Source organism: Niastella vici, from assembly GCF_002077945.1.
Lineage (GTDB): Bacteria > Bacteroidota > Bacteroidia > Chitinophagales > Chitinophagaceae > Niastella > Niastella vici.
This window is the reverse complement of record NZ_LVYD01000043.1, coordinates 24,217-40,209: the sequence shown is the minus strand read 5'-3', so window position 1 is coordinate 40,209 and position 15,993 is coordinate 24,217. Positions and strand designations below refer to the sequence as shown.

12 protein-coding genes are annotated in these 15,993 nt (G+C 43.1%); 5 read left to right on the top strand and 7 right to left on the bottom strand.

Annotated features, from left to right (window positions below):
* Window positions 1-171 precede the first annotated feature (171 nt).
* A complete protein-coding gene (locus tag A3860_RS12995) occupies window positions 172-666 on the bottom strand; it encodes a hypothetical protein (RefSeq protein WP_143774075.1) in 495 nt (164 codons plus the stop codon).
* A 268-nt stretch (window positions 667-934) separates the two neighbouring features.
* Here A3860_RS12995 and A3860_RS12990 point away from each other — a divergent pair, with 268 nt between their 5' ends.
* The 3 genes from A3860_RS12990 to A3860_RS12980 all read left to right on the top strand — a co-directional run bounded on the left by A3860_RS12990 (window position 935) and on the right by A3860_RS12980 (window position 3,888).
* Window positions 935-2,047, top strand: a complete 1,113-nt coding sequence (locus A3860_RS12990; protein ID WP_158085227.1) for a histidine kinase — start codon at window positions 935-937, stop codon at window positions 2,045-2,047.
* 127 nt (window positions 2,048-2,174) lie between these two features.
* The gene (locus A3860_RS12985) at window positions 2,175-3,164 is read left to right on the top strand and encodes a sensor histidine kinase (RefSeq protein ID WP_158085226.1); all 990 of its coding nucleotides are present in this window, start codon (window positions 2,175-2,177) and stop codon (window positions 3,162-3,164) included.
* Window positions 3,157-3,888, top strand: coding sequence for a LytR/AlgR family response regulator transcription factor (locus A3860_RS12980; RefSeq protein WP_081147142.1), 732 nt, complete (start codon window positions 3,157-3,159; stop codon window positions 3,886-3,888). Before A3860_RS12985 ends, A3860_RS12980 begins: the two co-directional genes overlap by 8 nt.
* Here A3860_RS12980 and A3860_RS12975 read toward each other — a convergent pair whose 3' ends face one another.
* From A3860_RS12975 to A3860_RS12965, 3 genes are all read right to left on the bottom strand, one after another.
* Entirely contained in the window at window positions 3,889-4,071 is a 183-nt protein-coding gene (locus tag A3860_RS12975) for a hypothetical protein (RefSeq protein ID WP_216823429.1), read from the bottom strand.
* Window positions 4,072-4,285: 214 nt separating this feature from the next.
* A complete protein-coding gene (locus A3860_RS12970; RefSeq protein WP_081147141.1) occupies window positions 4,286-6,244 on the bottom strand; it encodes a RagB/SusD family nutrient uptake outer membrane protein in 1,959 nt (652 codons plus the stop codon).
* Window positions 6,245-6,274: 30 nt separating this feature from the next.
* Window positions 6,275-9,391 (bottom strand): SusC/RagA family TonB-linked outer membrane protein, encoded by a 3,117-nt coding sequence (locus A3860_RS12965; protein ID WP_245843535.1) that lies wholly within the window; start codon window positions 9,389-9,391, stop codon window positions 6,275-6,277.
* Window positions 9,392-9,651: 260 nt separating this feature from the next.
* Here A3860_RS12965 and A3860_RS12960 point away from each other — a divergent pair, with 260 nt between their 5' ends.
* Entirely contained in the window at window positions 9,652-10,752 is a 1,101-nt protein-coding gene (locus tag A3860_RS12960; RefSeq protein ID WP_081147139.1) for a DUF4253 domain-containing protein, read from the top strand.
* A 217-nt stretch (window positions 10,753-10,969) separates the two neighbouring features.
* Window positions 10,970-11,995 carry a rod shape-determining protein gene (locus A3860_RS12955; RefSeq protein ID WP_081147138.1) on the top strand — a complete coding sequence of 342 codons (1,026 nt, stop codon included), beginning with the start codon at window positions 10,970-10,972 and terminating at the stop codon, window positions 11,993-11,995.
* Between the two features lie 87 nt (window positions 11,996-12,082).
* Here the strand turns inward: A3860_RS12955 and A3860_RS12950 are convergent, their stop codons facing one another.
* The 3 genes from A3860_RS12950 to A3860_RS12940 form a co-directional block, all read right to left on the bottom strand.
* The gene (locus tag A3860_RS12950) at window positions 12,083-12,481 is read right to left on the bottom strand and encodes a DoxX family protein (protein WP_081147137.1); all 399 of its coding nucleotides are present in this window, start codon (window positions 12,479-12,481) and stop codon (window positions 12,083-12,085) included.
* Window positions 12,482-12,519: 38 nt separating this feature from the next.
* Window positions 12,520-13,425 (bottom strand): sigma-70 family RNA polymerase sigma factor, encoded by a 906-nt coding sequence (locus A3860_RS12945; protein ID WP_081147136.1) that lies wholly within the window; start codon window positions 13,423-13,425, stop codon window positions 12,520-12,522.
* 85 nt (window positions 13,426-13,510) lie between these two features.
* Window positions 13,511-15,901, bottom strand: a complete 2,391-nt coding sequence (locus tag A3860_RS12940) for a TonB-dependent receptor (RefSeq protein ID WP_081147135.1) — start codon at window positions 15,899-15,901, stop codon at window positions 13,511-13,513.
* Window positions 15,902-15,993 lie beyond the last annotated feature (92 nt).

Below are 15,993 nucleotides of genomic sequence, written 5' to 3'. Positions count from 1 at the left end.
CCTTAAAATGGTAATTTGAAAGATTTTGCCGGGCATAAAGCCCCTTTCACAATAAAAAAAACTAATTGTGCGGTTCTGCCGGCGTTTGCCTGCCGCGTGCCAGGAAATAAAAAAGACCGTTCGCCAGTTGGCGAACAGTCTATCCCCGGGAAACCCGCTATAAAATGGGATTTATAACTTAACCATTTCCTGGAACAGCTCCATTTCGTTGTTTACCACTTTAATGGTCTTCAGAGAGGTATTATCTTCTATGCTAACCAGGTAAGCTGTTTTTCCGCCAAAGCTAACTTCCGATACCTGCCGGATTGCAGCATCATACCAGGTGCTTTTTACCAGGTGCCGTACTTCTGCCGGTAGCTGATCTTCATTATAGTAACGGAAAGTGGCCACCCATTTCCCATTTTTGTTATAGATGATCCTATGCTGAATACCTTGCTGTGTGAACTTTGCCATAAATCCTTTCTGAATTATATACCAGTCCTCATTGGTTACGGTTTTGTAAGTTTTGTTGAAATCATGCAAGGCTTTGATGCTGATCAAATCTTTAGTGTCTGCCGGTGATTCATTAACGGTTCCCAAAGTTCCTATGGCCATTAGCCTGTTTTGTGCGCACACTGATATCGTAGCAATAACGCTAACTGCCAGCAAAGAAATATACTTTTTCATGATTGTATGTTTTAGAGTGATGAGTACGTGTGACCCCAAAACTAATACACACAAAACCCGTTATTTTTTGAATTCGCCGGGCTACCTATTACAGCTTACAAATAACAGGTAAAAGCAGCAGGGCCGCTATCATTGTCGACAAATGGCATCCGTCGTCAAAAAGATGCTATGTATCAGGAAATGCAGTTGATAACAGGTATAATATTTAACTTTATACAAGAACCCCGGTACTATGCGTATAGACGGCTTTTTATTATCTGATAAGCCAATGGATCGTGTTGTGAGACACCTGGTGTTTTGGGTCATATACTGCACCTATTTTTATATACAAAGCCTTGCACCCCGCACGATAGCTGAATTTGGAAACAGCGACACCTATTATTTCGCCTGGCTGAATTTATGTTGCTTTGGGCCGGTATTCATTTTTGCTGTTTATTTTTCTATTTACTATTTACTACCCAAAACACTGGCTGATAAAAAATATGCCTTATTCCTGTTTTACTTTTTATTGTTGTATGCAACCGGATCATACGTAAATTATTTTATGGCAGGAATATTTCTGAGCCATGTGCATTATTCAACACCAGTGGAAAATAATTTCCGGCACAGGATAGAATTTGGCAATTATAATACCCGTTGGGGAATGGTTATTGCAATTATAGCCATAGGCATTAAATTAACAAAAACCTGGTACCTGCAGCAGAAAGAAAACCTGGAAATACTAAAGAAAAAAAACAGAACAGCCATACAGCTGCAAAAAGCCCGGCTTCATCCTGATTTTTTACTGCGCTCACTCGATACCATTTATACGAATATACAATCAGGATCGGGCAAGGCGCCATCGATCATCCTGAATTTATCTGATCTGCTGAGTTATTCCCTTTATGAGAATGGCAAGGAACTGGTGCCCCTTGAAAGGGAAATAGGACAACTGAATAATTTTATAGCGCTTGAGCAGCAAGGCAAAGCAGGCACTATAAATATGCATTTACAAACCGGCAGTGTTACCAACAGTTTATACATTGTACCGCTGGTGATCATAAAAATACTGGAAGAAACCACGGCGCTGTTGCATACCCGGGAACAGACTGTTTGTTTGCAAACCCTGCAGGTTGCAACAGAAAAAAACCAGGTATCGATAACGCTTTTAATTCATCCATTGTACAATGAGCCCGGGGGAATACCCAATTGGTCGTATATAGTTGAAAACACCCAAAGAAGATTGCTTGAATATTATTCCCCAAACGATTTCCAGATCGACTTATCCGAAAACGAGCAGGAGACCGGCCTCAGGCTTCACCTTACGCTGGCCGATGCGCCCGGGATGCAGGCCCCGGCTTTCAACATAAACACAAAGACGGTAGCATATGACCGTGTATGAGCTTATATTTACCACGAGGCAGCCACACAAATACCTCCGGCACATATTATTCTGGATAGCCCATTCTTTATTCTGGGTTTTCTGGGCCGGCGCTTTTTTTGTTGATTACAAAAAATGGGTATCCTTTATGTGGGAATTACATCTGAAATACAGCCTGCTTATAACAATTGGATATACGTACCTGGTTGTTTATTTTCTTTTACCCCGCTTTGTTGCTCAAAAGAAATATGCATTATTTGGCATTTTGCTTTTTTTCTTCACAGGCTTATTTTACACGTTATATGTCTTAAATTTTTTCAGGATAAAAAATGAGCAAGAACCTTCAACTGACAATCAAATATTGATGACCTGGTATTTCTCCATGAATTTTATCATTAACGGCCCCCCGGTTGCCTGCGCTATTTTCCTGGCCCTTAAAATGCTTAAGACCTATTATATAAAAATAGAAGAAAAGCAGTTGCTAGTGAAGGAAAATACGCAGGCAGAGCTGCAACTATTGAAAGCGCAGGTGCATCCTCATTTTCTTTTCAATACATTAAACAATATCTATTCTTTTTCCCTCACCCAACCATCCCATGCAGGAACACTTGTTCTGCAATTGTCCAATACGCTCAGGTATATGATCAATGATTGTGCCGCCGTGCGGGTGTCGCTTGAAAAAGAAATACAACTTATAAATAATTATATTGGCCTGGAGAGCGTGCGGTATGGAAACCGTTTAACGATGCAGACAAGCATAAAAGGCGATTATGAACACAAAATGATCGCGCCATTGCTGATGCTGCCATTCGTTGAAAACAGTTTCAAGCATGGCATTGGTATGATGCGGGGCCCGCAATGGATCAACCTGGAATTGCTCATACAGGACAACCGCCTTTATTTTACTATCAGTAACAGCAAGCCATTACAGCCGGCTCCGACAAACGGGAATGAGGGTATTGGATTGATAAATGTGCAAAAAAGACTGCAATTGTTGTATCCTCAACAGCATGAACTGAAAATAGAATCAACCGAGTCAATTTTTACGGTATATATGCAAGTGGCATTGCAGGAACAATCAGTACCCGTTGAAACCGGCAACCCCAATGTTCACGCCCAATTACTTCCATATGCCTGATAAAAAGATCATTTGCCTGGCCGTAGATGATGAACCGCCAGCGCTCGATGTGTTGAAGAAATATATTGCTTCGGTGCAATCGCTGGAACTGGCCAACACCTGTGTGGATGCAGTTGAAACCATTAATTTTTTACAGCAGCATCCGGTTGACCTGATGTTCCTCGACATAAAAATGCCGGAACTGTTAGGAACAGACCTGGTGCGAACATTAAAAAACCCGCCAAAAGTTATTTTCACCACCGCTTATCGCAAATATGCCCTGGAAGGCTTTGAGCTGGATGCGGTAGATTATTTACTAAAACCCATTTCCTTTGATCGCTTTCTGAAAGCAGTGAATAAAGTAATGCAAACCTCTTTACATACCAATATACCCATCATAACAGAAAATGCTCCTAAAAAAGAGGCCGGGGATAGCAGCATATATTTCCGCAGTGATCGTAAAATGATGAAAGTGCACCTGGAAGACATCCTGTATATAGAAAGCTTAAAGGATTATATCAAAGTGGTAACAATTGCTCAAACGATCATTACCAAACAATCTATTTCGGCCATGGAAGAGAATCTGCCAAAAGAAAAATTCATTCGCATACACCGGTCTTTTATTATTTCCCTCAACAAAGTTGAATCATATACCCATGATCTCATCTGGATTGGCAAAACCGAATTACCTGTTAGCCGGATGTACAGGCATGCACTGGAGCAGGTTTTGAAACAATACAGGTAGTCATTTTTTCCCATACTCCAGCAACATAAATGTGCCGGGTATAATGGATGGCCTTGGTTTTGGGTTTGCCGTAGTGGGCGGCGGCGTATCGCCCAATTGAGCGGTAACGGTGTACAGGTGTTCGGTCCTGCTGTCAAAAGCCAGTGTTTTGGCGCCACGCGCTGTGACGATGGTATCAACCACTTCAAATTATCCCTTTTCAGATAGGCGCATATGCTCCTGGATAATTCCATTTGATCTTCTATCACCAGCAGTTTCATGGAAAATGTTTCAACAAAAGTGTAGATAGAATGGCTTGTAGTTGAACGATTACAAAAATTTAATATTTTAATAATATATGGAAAGAAAAAAGACCGCCATTGCTGACAGTCTTTTTCCTTTTTATTTTCAAAAACACTCAATAGCCAGGGTTTTGCATCGCCTGCTTTTCATCTGCGCTTAAAGCCTTACCATTTGCCTGTATAGCATCGAGGAAAGATTGTGGAATAGGTCGCAGTAGATGGTAGTCCTTAATATAGCCTGCAGCCTGGGAGTTAAATGCCTTTACTCTTGAAACCAGTGTTTTGGTTCTTGAAAGGTCTTCCCAACGCTTATACTCGCCGCACAATTCCCGGGAACGTTCATCCAGTACCAACGCCAGCATTCTATCATAAGTACCGCTCAGTCCTAATTTGGAGATCACATATTCATCGCCGGCGGGCAATGTATTAATGTCTGAAATAGCCAGGCTTGCCGAAGCTGCCGTGGTTACAGCAATATTATTCGATTCGTAATAAGAGTTTTCGGCCATGAAGGAATTGATAGTGGCACTTTGGCCCGACGTGGATGCCCCCAGCGCGCCACCTCCATCATAATAAGCGGCGCGGTCTTCCCCGCTTGCAAATTGAGCGCGGGCACGAACAGTATTAATGTATGGTAATGCATCAGTATAAGCGCCGGTGCCCAGTTTTGCGAGCCTGATCTTTGCTTCAGCTGCCATCAAATATGTTTCTGCACTCCGGGCAAGGTTCAGGTCACGCAATCCCCTGGTTTCATTCAACGCTATCCTTGATCCATCCATATGCTTGCTGCAGGAAGGGAATCGTACGTCCACTTCCATGGCGCCATCTGTTGTTCTGCCCGTGGGGAAAGCAACATATGCATTCGGAATTGTTTTGCCTGTTTTGGAATACACAACAACGTCGTTCAGCTTGTAACTGGCAAAGCGGGTATCCCCGGGTTGATTTATAATATAGATGATCCCCAAATCGCCGTTGGCATAATAACTGCCTGAGGCCTTATTCAGCCTGCTTTTTGTTCTGAAGCTTTTCCAGAACCTGCTGTCATTCACCTGGTCGTATATTCTATACATGAAGTAATTGGTGCGTAAACGGCTGAATGGCCTGTCACCGGTAACATCACGTTGCATTTGGGGGATGTCGTCATAACGGGAACCCCAGTAAAGGTGTTGCTGATTAGCACCGTTCGTTGAAACATCGGCAGTGAATTGCGCGGAAAGGATCCATTCTGATAGTTTTTCATTTGCACCATCGGGGCCGGTATATTTCCAAAGGTCGGCGAAGTTAGCCGTTAGTGGGTGATGGGAAATAACTTCATCACACAAAGGAACGATGGCTGCCAGGTCAGTTGCTTTATAGGAGGAATTCCATGTATCATTGATCTCGCTGGCGCGGAACAGATAGGCTTTTGCCAAATAATGGGCGGCTGCATCTTTTGTGATCCTGGCAGGCGCATTGGTGTTTGGTAAAAGATCATATGCCTGTTTAAAATCTGAAATGATCTGTTTGCAAATATCTTCAGGTGCTGCCCGCGTAAATTCGTATTCAGCACCAGTACTGACTTCGGTCTTCAGCGGCACGGCACCATATTGAGAAACCAGTTTGAGAAAACAGTACGCTCTTAAAAAATACCCTTCGCCCAGGGCCACTTTTTTAATGGCATCTGCAGTAGAAGCGCTGGCTGTTGCATTTTTGATCAGCAAATTCGCATCGCCTATACCGATGTACAGGTTATCCCACTGCGCATTGGCTGCCTGCGTATTTGAGTTATTAATGGTAACAATAGACTTGAAACCGGCATCATAGTTATTCCAAACGCCGTTTGACGGGTCGCCGCCAACCATAAACTCATCAACACCGTAGTTGGCAACACAATATGCCCACTCTGCAGCATACGGAAGATCGAACACCTGGTAATAAGTACCGGTGGCCAGTGACTGAATACCTTCATCGGTTTTAAAATAGTCATTCCCTCTTGCCGTGGTAAGCTCTTCTTTCAGAAAATCTTTTTTGCAGGACGACATAACGATCAAACCTGAAAAAAGGGATATATTAAAGATCAATTTTACTGTGTTCATTTTCTTAATTTTTAGTAGTGATCGTTGTGGTTAAAATGATGCGTTAATTCCCAAAGTGATGCCTTTGTTATAGGTGGCACCATTAAAAGTAGAAGTAACTACATCCATATCCAGCCAGTCGATCTTCGAAAACAGCATGCCCGGGTTGGCGATCTGTACATAGGCTTTAATATTCGAGATGCCAGCTACTTTCAATGCTTTGCCATCCAGGCTGTACCCCAACGATATATTACGGATCTTGATAAACGAAGCGTCTTTATAACCCAACACCACATAATAGGGATCTCCACTTCCTTCAGAATAAAAAGGTTTTTGATATTCAGCATTCATATTGTTCTCATTGTAATAGTTGATCTTCCGCTGAACAGGGCGGGCAGTTTCGGCTTCGCCGCCCGTGTTATACATGTATTTCAAACGGCCATACAGGAAAATGGACAACTCGAACGATTTGTAAGTAACCGTATTGGTCATGCCAACAATCCATCTTGGTCTTGTATTGCCAATGATCGTGCGGTCATGGTTTGCATCTATCTTATTGTCGCCATCGATATCAACCGGCCGGGCATTTCCGGGTGTGAAAGAGCTTCCATTTGTATTAAACTGCCTGTAAGTGGCTGAATCCTGCACATGCCACAGACCTGCCCCTTTATATCCATAGATCACGCCTATAGACCGGCCTATGAACAGGTTGTTATTGATATCATCCTGCTTTCCGTTTGACAGGGTGACGATCTTATCTTTTTGCCAGGAAATACTGGCATTGGTTGTCCAACTGAAATTCCTGGACCTGATATTAACGGTTGATATACTCAGATCAATGCCTTTATTAGCCGTTTCGCCAACATTTTCAAACGTGTTTGTATAACCGGTAACAGTTGGGATGAGCACCTGGAATAACAGGTCTGTTGTTTTTGATTTATACACATCCAGGCTTCCGGTTATCCTTCTGTTCAGCACCGAAAAGTCGATACCCACATTGTATTGCGTAGTTTTTTCCCAGCCCACCGACTGGTTGGCCAGCGTTAATGAAGGAATAGACCCGGCTGTTATTGTTGAGATGTATGGATAAAAGAGTGAGGTAACAGCGCCCTGGGTGGTGTATGGATTGATGGAAGAGTTACCGGTAACACCAACGCCAAATCTCAATTTGAAATCATTGACCCAGGTGACATTCTTCATAAAATTTTCGTCGTTAATTTTCCAGGCAACAGCCATTGAAGGGAACCAGGAATACTTGTGCCCTTCAGCGAGTTGAGAGGCGCCATCACGACGGGCGCTCACAGTAAGCAAATACTTGCCATTAAAGCTGTAGTTCAGGCGGGCCATCAAAGACTGCAATTGACTTTCGGTAAGGCCCGAGGTATACCCGGTTAAATTAGCAGCGGGGATATAACTTTTCGACAGGGCATTCCATCGCTGACTTCCAAAAGCAACGCCGTTTGCAGCGATATAGCTGCTGTCTGTTTTAAATTTAGTCTGGCTGGCTAATAAAGTGAGCCCGATGTCGTGGTTGCCAATGCTTTTATTATAATAGATCAAATGATCGAGGGTATATGAAACAGTTGTAGCCTTGGTAAGTGAAGCAGCGTTGGAACCACTACTGATCACAGAATTTGCATCAATGTAGGTTCCATCCTTATAAGTAGAATAGTCTGGCCCAAAATTCACGCGGTATTTCAGGTCTTTCAACACAGGATGAATGGCGCCAAAATCAATTTGACCATAAAAGCTGCCGAAAGCGCGAAGCATTGTTCTTTGGTCCTGGTTCAGCGTCCACTCATTAGCCACATTTTTAAAAGAAATATCACCGCCGGGGTAAAAGATCCTGTTTCCCAGTGAATCATATGGTACAGCATAAGGGAACAGCGCCCTGGCAGATTCATAGATACTGCTTGAAGAGGATACTGTTGTGGCCCCTGTTTTGGATTGTCCATATTCCTGTACACTGTATGAAACAGTAACGTTACTACCAAACGAAAACCATTTGGTAGCACTGACGTCAATATTTGAGTTGGCAGTATACCTTTTATAACTCTGTCCTTTTTGCGTACCGGTATTACCCAAATAACCAAATGAAGTGTACGATTTAACCTTTTCACTTCCGCCGCTCACGCTCAGATTCAGGTTTTTTGTGATGCCGGTTTGCGTTACCATTCCAAACCAATCGGTTGTTTGCACCTGCGATCCGTCCCATTTTCCCGAAGCCCAGCCCCTTGAAATATTTGCCCAGGCCGAGGGGTCGCTGGTGGCAAGGAAGATCACTTTATCATTGGCAACAGTAGGTTGATCGCCGCGGGGATATGTTGCCGGATTCTTATAATAATAGGCCCAGCGCCGGAATGTTATATAATCCTGGGCATTGAACATTTTTTCTCTATCAACCAGCTTTTCAGCTGTAGTAGACACGTTAACATTCAACGATGTTCTACCCGACTTGCCTTGTTTGGTAGTAACAATAACCACCCCATTGGCGCCACGGGAACCATAAATGGCGGTGGCCGAAGCATCTTTCAGCACATCAATTGACTCAATATCATTAGGGTTTATGTATTCAATGCCGCCGGTCATCAGGGGAATTCCATCAACAACGTACAGCGGTGCATTGGATGCATTTATAGAACGTACACCCCGGATGTTAATGGTACCTAATGTACCTGGCCGCTCGCTGGTGGTAATGTCGACCCCAGCTACTTTTCCCTGCATCGATTGCAAGGCATCAGTTGTTGGCCTCGACTTTATGTCTTTTTCACTGATGCCGGTAACAGCGCCCGTTACATCCCGTTTTTTTACGGCGCCATATCCAATAACTACAACCTGGTCCATGGGGTTATCAGCGGGGCTCAAAGCCAGGTTCACCTGTCCTTTATTATCTATTGGGACTTCTTTGGAAATAAATCCAATAGAACTAAAAATCAGCACGGAGCTCCCCGAAGGCGCATTAAGGGAAAACGCACCATCCTTGCTTGTTGCGGTGGCAATGCTGGTGCCCTTAATTTGTACAGTAACTCCCTGTAATGGGATGCCGGCATTATCTGTTATTTTACCGGTTACCGGGAAATTGTTTTGAGCGAAGGAGAAAATGGCAAAAAGGTTGAGTAACGAAATGAGCAGGGCATTTCGCTTTGCAGCGATAGAATTTTTCATCATGGCAAGTCAGTGAGATTTAATTTACAATGTATCTGTAAGTTATCTTATCCAGTCCCTAAAATCATCCTGAGCCATCCTGTGGCATCCTGTGCGCTTAAACTGTTTCAATTGTTATTTAATGTTAATATATTCGATAACTTGTCAGCCACACCTTTAATCTTACGATCCCCCTCCTTTCGGGTGCCATGTGGCTATGCCTATTTGGATATTTGCCTGAAAAAAACTATGTTAAAGCGTTATAAATAAAAGCAGCATACCTTATGATCGAAAGCATGGACTTTGAAGATCCCGTATTACACCTGAAAAACAGCGGATTGCCCTATTTTGAACATAAGTACAACGGAGCGTTTGAGTTGCTGTACCAGCTGCTTACCATGTATTTGCCCGGTAGCGTAACCGAAATTCAAAAAACAGCTACTTCCATACATATCATATTTCCTGACCAGGAAATTACTATTCCTTTAAACCCGCAACTGGATTCTACACATGATACCTATGCGATGGTCGAAAAGCTAAATATGCTTTTTCAGGAGTTTGAAGTGGCTGTACGCATATATGGAATATATTATAATGATCAGGCTGTATACAATTATTTTATTTGTACATCAGCAGAAGCAGCAGCTGTTTTCAGCCTATTTGAAGCAAATAAAGAGATCCGGCTTACTAATACCCGCGCATATTTCAGGGTAGTATTTGTACTGCCACAGGCAGAAAACTCCAGGGAAAGTATTGTTTATAATACGGGGGTCCTTCCTTTGGGTGAATCGGCATATAATTTCCTGAAAGCATCCGGATTTTCGCTTCCGCTGGCACTTGTTGTTTTCCATAATAGTGATTTTGGTGAAACTATAAGAGTGCTCCGGAAATATAGTGATACAAATGAAGAAATGGATGAATATGCAAATGGGATCATTTTTAAAGGCAGCCTAACCCTGGTTACCAATGAGGCGCAGGCCTTATATCAGTCCCATGCCAACGGATATTATGCATTTGCAAATGCCATATTAGAAGAATATAGAAATGAGGCAGGCGGATTTGTGCAAGATACCTTCATTTTGAAACTGGATAATCAATTCGAGGTATTACACTACCGGCATACCCATGGAATGAATTACAATGTTACTACTGCGCATATTGTAGAAAAATTAAAAACGTGGGATCAGAAATATGGACTCACCATTGAAGGAGTTGATTACGACTGGGTTGATTTTACGCTTCACCGGGTTCCTGAAGACCTCGATGAATTTGCAAATGAACTTTATGCATTTTGCCCCGATTGCATTGACCAGGGCGTTGGCAGCATTGATGAGCTGAAATATGTTATTAGTTCCAGGAAATATGTTTGTTTATGGTGGGACTAGCTTAAACGCATCAAAAATTAAGCGTAATCTTACCCAACAAGAAGCTATATTCTCCATGGAATATAGCCTCTTGTAATATATATGACGCTATATTCTAAAGGTATTGTTTATATGCTTAACTTCCCAGACCAATTAACATTGGGGAAATTCTTTAAAATATCAAAGAGGATAACACTTCAGAATACATCAGGAAGCATCTTCTAATTCTGTTATAATTATGGGCTTATTTAATTGGCTTACCCAGGGAATCGCAATGGACCTTGGAACTGCAAACACGCTGATCATACACAACGACGAAATAGTAGTGAACGAGCCTTCGATCATAGCTTTAAACAGAAATAATCCGAAAGAGGTTTTGGCGGTAGGAAAACGGGCATTGATGATGCATGAAAAAACCCACGACGATATAAGAACAATTCGTCCGCTAAGAGATGGGGTCATTGCCGATTTTAATGCAACCGAACTAATGATACGGGAACTGATCAGGATGGTTTACCCGAAGAAACGAATATTCGCCCCATCCTGGCGCATGATGATCTGTATCCCTTCCTCCATAACAGAGGTGGAAAAGCGTGCCGTGAGGGATAGCGCCGAGCAGGCTGGCGCTAAAGAGGTATATCTTGTTCATGAACCAATGGCAGCAGCACTGGGTATTGGGATAGATGTGGAAGAGCCTGTTGGTAATATGATCATTGATATTGGTGGCGGAACTACGGGCATTACAGTAATTGCACTGGCTGGTATTGTATGCGACCAATCTATTCGCATTGCAGGGGATGAGTTTACAGGTGATATTATGGAAGCTTTGCGTCGTTATCACAGCTTATTGATTGGAGAGCGAACGGCGGAACAAATTAAAATTCAGATCGGTTCGGCCCTGAAGGACCTGGAAGATCCGCCGCCAGATCTTCCTGTAAATGGCCGCGACCTTGTAACCGGCATTCCCAAGCAGATCTATATTAGCTACCAGGAAATAGCGGAAGCGCTGGATAAGAGCATTTTTAAGATCGAGGAAGCCATCTTAAAAGCCCTTGAGCAAACACCCCCTGAACTCGCGAGCGATATTTACCAGCGCGGCCTGTACCTTACCGGTGGCGGGGCTTTGCTGAAAGGGCTTGACAGACGATTAAGCCAAAAAATTAAATTACCCATTCATATAGCAGATGATCCGCTTAAAAGCGTTGTGCGAGGTACAGGAATGGCGCTAAAAAATTACGAGCATTTTCCTTTTATCATGCGATGATAACTCAGGGATACCACAGGAAACAAACCGTTTACACACCACTATGGAAAATTACAACACTAAGAAATTGCTTACCCACAACCAAAATCAAGGGTGACCCTGTTTATGAAGCTCTGCACCTTCTATCCTTTTCCAATAAACGTAGGACACAATTAAACAACCCAGAAAAAGCAACGGGTCAATAATGTATAGAAAACCATCACCCGTTGAAAAATGGGCAAAGCTGGCAGAAAAAAGCGTAATGCCAAAACCAAAGTAAGCGAACTCTTTTATTTTAGAAGGGATGTTGGGTAGTAGCAGCGCCAATAGCCCCAATGCTTTAGCAATGGTTATTTCAATCTTGAAATAAGGGGGTAAGCCTAAATGTTTGAAAGCTCCTTCCGGATACATTGCATACTCAAAAAAAGTAAAGCTGAGGATGCTAAAGATCATGACGGCACTTACAATGCCTGTAGTTATCCAATAGATTAATTTATCTCTTTTCATTTTGTTGTCCTTTTTGCTTTTCGTTTAGAGATACCGCATTAAACAGACCTTTTAAACCGTTTAAGCTTTTCCGGATTTGTTTGTACATAGATATTTTTGATCTGATCTCCATCTGGTTCAATAGATACCAGCGCCCTGGGTTCATTACCGGAATAATTGAGGATGGAAGGCAGGCCATTAACAATAATAATTTCCCGGTTAAAATCAGGAATATACTGTTCTATTTTGGGAATAATGCTGATCAGCAGCCTGCTCACATTGCCACTTCCATAAATAGGCCTGGAGAAAGCTGTAAGCCGCTGACCATTTACGAAGAAAGCAGCTGCCCCACCCTCTGCAAAGAATATAATGTCGTCTTTTAATAGCTGGATCAGATCCTCCAGATTTCCTTCCGAGATAGCCTGAAGGAAGCTGTTTAAAATTTTTTCATGCACTTTAAGGTCCACTTCAAAACGCCGCGCGTCTTTTCCCAGGTTGTCTTTGGCGCGTTTAAAGAGCTGCCGGCAGTTGTCTTCTGTTTTATCAAATATTTCTGCCAGTTCTGAGTAATCATAAGCAAAGATTTCCTTTAACAGGAATATAGCCCGCTCATTGGGTGTTAATTTCTCCAGCAGCACCAGTATACCAATAGAGAGGGCGTGATATGATTCTATTTTTGTTTGGGCACTGTTGCTTTCCTGGTAACTCAGTGGTTCGGGTAACCAAATGCCAGTATATTCTTCATGCTTTACCCTGGCGCTTTGCAGGTAATTAATGCTTTTATTGGTAACTGCTTTAACAAGATATGCTTTTATATGCCGTATATCTTCGGGTTTGGTTTCGAGCCACTTTACAAAAGTATCCTGCACTATGTCTTCTGCAGCATCCACATTACCAAGCATATTGTAGGCAATTGAAAAGAGAAGGGATTTGTATTCGAGAAATATGTCTGTTTTATCGCTCATGAGGTAAACAAATTTTAATCTTATGTGTATAGGGCAGCCCTGTGGCCCTATACATAAGACAAATTACTCAACCTGTTTGTGACAGCTAAAAGTCCATCCGCATGCCAAAAGTCGGGAAAACGGCAAGGCCGAGGAAATAAGTTTTACCGGTAAGGGGCTGAAAGAGCGCTGAGCTTTCATTGAACCTGTTCAGCACATTTACGACATCAAAGAAAGCTGTCCAGCCAATTTTTTTCAATTGGAATTTATAATCGGCCCGCAGGTCGAGGCTTACAAAATCGGCAAGCCGCTCCCCATTTTTTTCGGTTACCTCCTGACCATACCGCAGGTAGTTGGGGTTACCAAAAACATCGGCATGAACAATGTATTTGTCTGTAGGTCTACCGCTTGCATACCTGAATTTACCTGAAAAGATCCATTGATCGTTTGGCTTGTAACTTGCGAGCACACTGATCACATGGGGAAGGTTAAAGATATAGTTGTATTCTCCCAATCCATCATGGTCATCCCTTTTAGAATCCATATAAGAATAGCTTATCTGTCCATGGTATTTTTGGGAGAGTCGTTTGGTGAGGCTCACATCAAACCCATGGGCCTTTCCGGTACCATTGTTGTTCAAAAAAGGTTCGCCACTGGAAGGCCTTACCGCGAGATCATCCATTTCTTTGTACCAGCCTTCGGCTGTAAATTTCACATCCGGACTGAAATATATTTTATAGCCGAGTATATATTGAATGGTACGTTCACATTGTAACCGGTGGCCCTGGGGTTGAGAAGCAACATCCGAAAAAGCGGGATCCTGGTAATAGATCCCGGAAGCAAAATTGATGCTTTGCTTTCCACTCAATTCTAATGTACCGCTGATGCGTGGTGACAGGGTATGCTGGGCAGCAAAACCAGTGTAATCATATCTTACCCCGGGATTTATTGTAAGCTGCTTAAACAGGGTAAAGGAAAGATCGAGATAGCCGGATACATTCCAGGCGGCATCTTTAAAAGATGCATTGAAACGGTCGGGCGTCAGCATGAGATAATATTGAGCAGGGTTTGGCCTGTAATCTGTGGGTAAAAAACTGTACAGGGTATCGGTATGCTTCAGCCTGCGGTTATAATCAATATTCACGTGGGCCACATCGGCGCCTGCCGTAAAGGTGAGGTATTTACCCCGCTGAGTAAAGATGCTCCGGTAACCCGCTTCCTGCTGTTTGTTCACAATTTTCCGGAGGTCCTGTTCAAAATTGATCTTATCGGTAGCTACGATCTCTCCGCCGGCTTCAATAACGGGGTTTGTATAACCGAGATCATTGTTAACGTCCATCATGCGGTAGTAAAGGATATTTTTCCAGGAGCTGGACCTCCCTGTGAGTGTGCGCAGGTTAAGTCCAGCAACAGCTTTGCTGACCTTTGATTGCCCGATAAAATTGGAATTATTGTCATCATTGAGGTTTTTGCTATCCAGCACATTTTTTACGGTACGCTTATAGGTTTCAGGATTGAACATGGCAATGAACGACAATTTGTTTTTGGCATTGAGCTCTGTAGTTGTTTTAAGCAGGTAATCACCATACGAAGGCAATCCGGTATGGGTGAGGCCGATCATTTTGAGCAACAGGTCGAAGTTCTGGTACCTGGCTGAAGCAAAGAGGTTTGTTTTTTTATTGAAACCCGAAGGACCATCATACATAAGTGTAAAACCAATGAGGTCGAACTGACCACTGTACAGCGGATTGGTGTTGTTTCCCTCTTTAATGCCTAAACCAAGATACGATGAGCTTTTTCTTCCATACTGGGCGCCAAAGCCACCGCCCTGGAAAGTGGCATTCTCCACAATGCGCGGGGCGAATATGCTGAAGCGCCCGCCGTTAGGATCATTAAACCCGGAATTGAACCCTTCGATCTCCAGGTGTGAGACCTGGAACAGCGGTATATCATCTGCTATAAATAAATTATCCGAAGTGCCCTGCCCACGCACAGCAATGGCAGAGTACTGACCACCGCTGCTAACCACGCCTGGCAGGGTGCCGATGGCCCTGAAGATATCGCCCTGCGCTCCGGGGCTTCTGAAGATCTCTTCCCTGGAAAGTGAAAAAGCCGACACGGGCGTCTGGGGATTGTGCTCGCCTTTAAAGGCTTTTACAGTAACATCCTTCAGCTTTACAGCTTCTTCAGTAAGCTCCGTTTCAAAGTAATAGGTTTTACCGGCCACTACGTTTATATCATTCAGTGTTTTATTATAAAAACCAATTCCGGTGATCGCTACGGTGTAGGTTCCTGCAGCCAGATTTGGAATAATGAAAATACCTGTGCTGTCAGTAGTGGTCGCAAAATCCTTTTCCCTGATGGTTATGGTAGCTCCTGCCAGTGGCTGCTTTGTTCTGTATTCAACCACTTTTCCTTTGATGGCGCCATTCTTCTGTGCAAGCATCATATTGCTGATCAACATTAAAATAATGATGCAAACGATCCTGTTATACATGTTACTTTATTTAAAAAAGTGATAACCGAAACATTACCCAACATGTGACAGGAGAGGGACATCTTTTGTGACAGAGGAGCCCCGGAAATCAG

Coding starts and splice junctions, on each gene's coding strand:
- A3860_RS12950 (WP_081147137.1), bottom strand. CDS start 12,481: ATGAAAAGAGATAAATTAATCTATTGGATAACTACAGGCATTGTAAGT.
- A3860_RS12970 (WP_081147141.1), bottom strand. CDS start 6,244: ATGAACACAGTAAAATTGATCTTTAATATATCCCTTTTTTCAGGTTTG.
- A3860_RS12980 (WP_081147142.1), top strand. CDS start 3,157: ATGCCTGATAAAAAGATCATTTGCCTGGCCGTAGATGATGAACCGCCA.
- A3860_RS12940 (WP_081147135.1), bottom strand. CDS start 15,901: ATGTATAACAGGATCGTTTGCATCATTATTTTAATGTTGATCAGCAAT.
- A3860_RS12965 (WP_245843535.1), bottom strand. CDS start 9,391: ATGATGAAAAATTCTATCGCTGCAAAGCGAAATGCCCTGCTCATTTCG.
- A3860_RS12990 (WP_158085227.1), top strand. CDS start 935: ATGGATCGTGTTGTGAGACACCTGGTGTTTTGGGTCATATACTGCACC.
- A3860_RS12960 (WP_081147139.1), top strand. CDS start 9,652: ATGATCGAAAGCATGGACTTTGAAGATCCCGTATTACACCTGAAAAAC.
- A3860_RS12955 (WP_081147138.1), top strand. CDS start 10,970: ATGGGCTTATTTAATTGGCTTACCCAGGGAATCGCAATGGACCTTGGA.
- A3860_RS12995 (WP_143774075.1), bottom strand. CDS start 666: ATGAAAAAGTATATTTCTTTGCTGGCAGTTAGCGTTATTGCTACGATA.
- A3860_RS12945 (WP_081147136.1), bottom strand. CDS start 13,425: ATGAGCGATAAAACAGACATATTTCTCGAATACAAATCCCTTCTCTTT.
- A3860_RS12985 (WP_158085226.1), top strand. CDS start 2,175: ATGTGGGAATTACATCTGAAATACAGCCTGCTTATAACAATTGGATAT.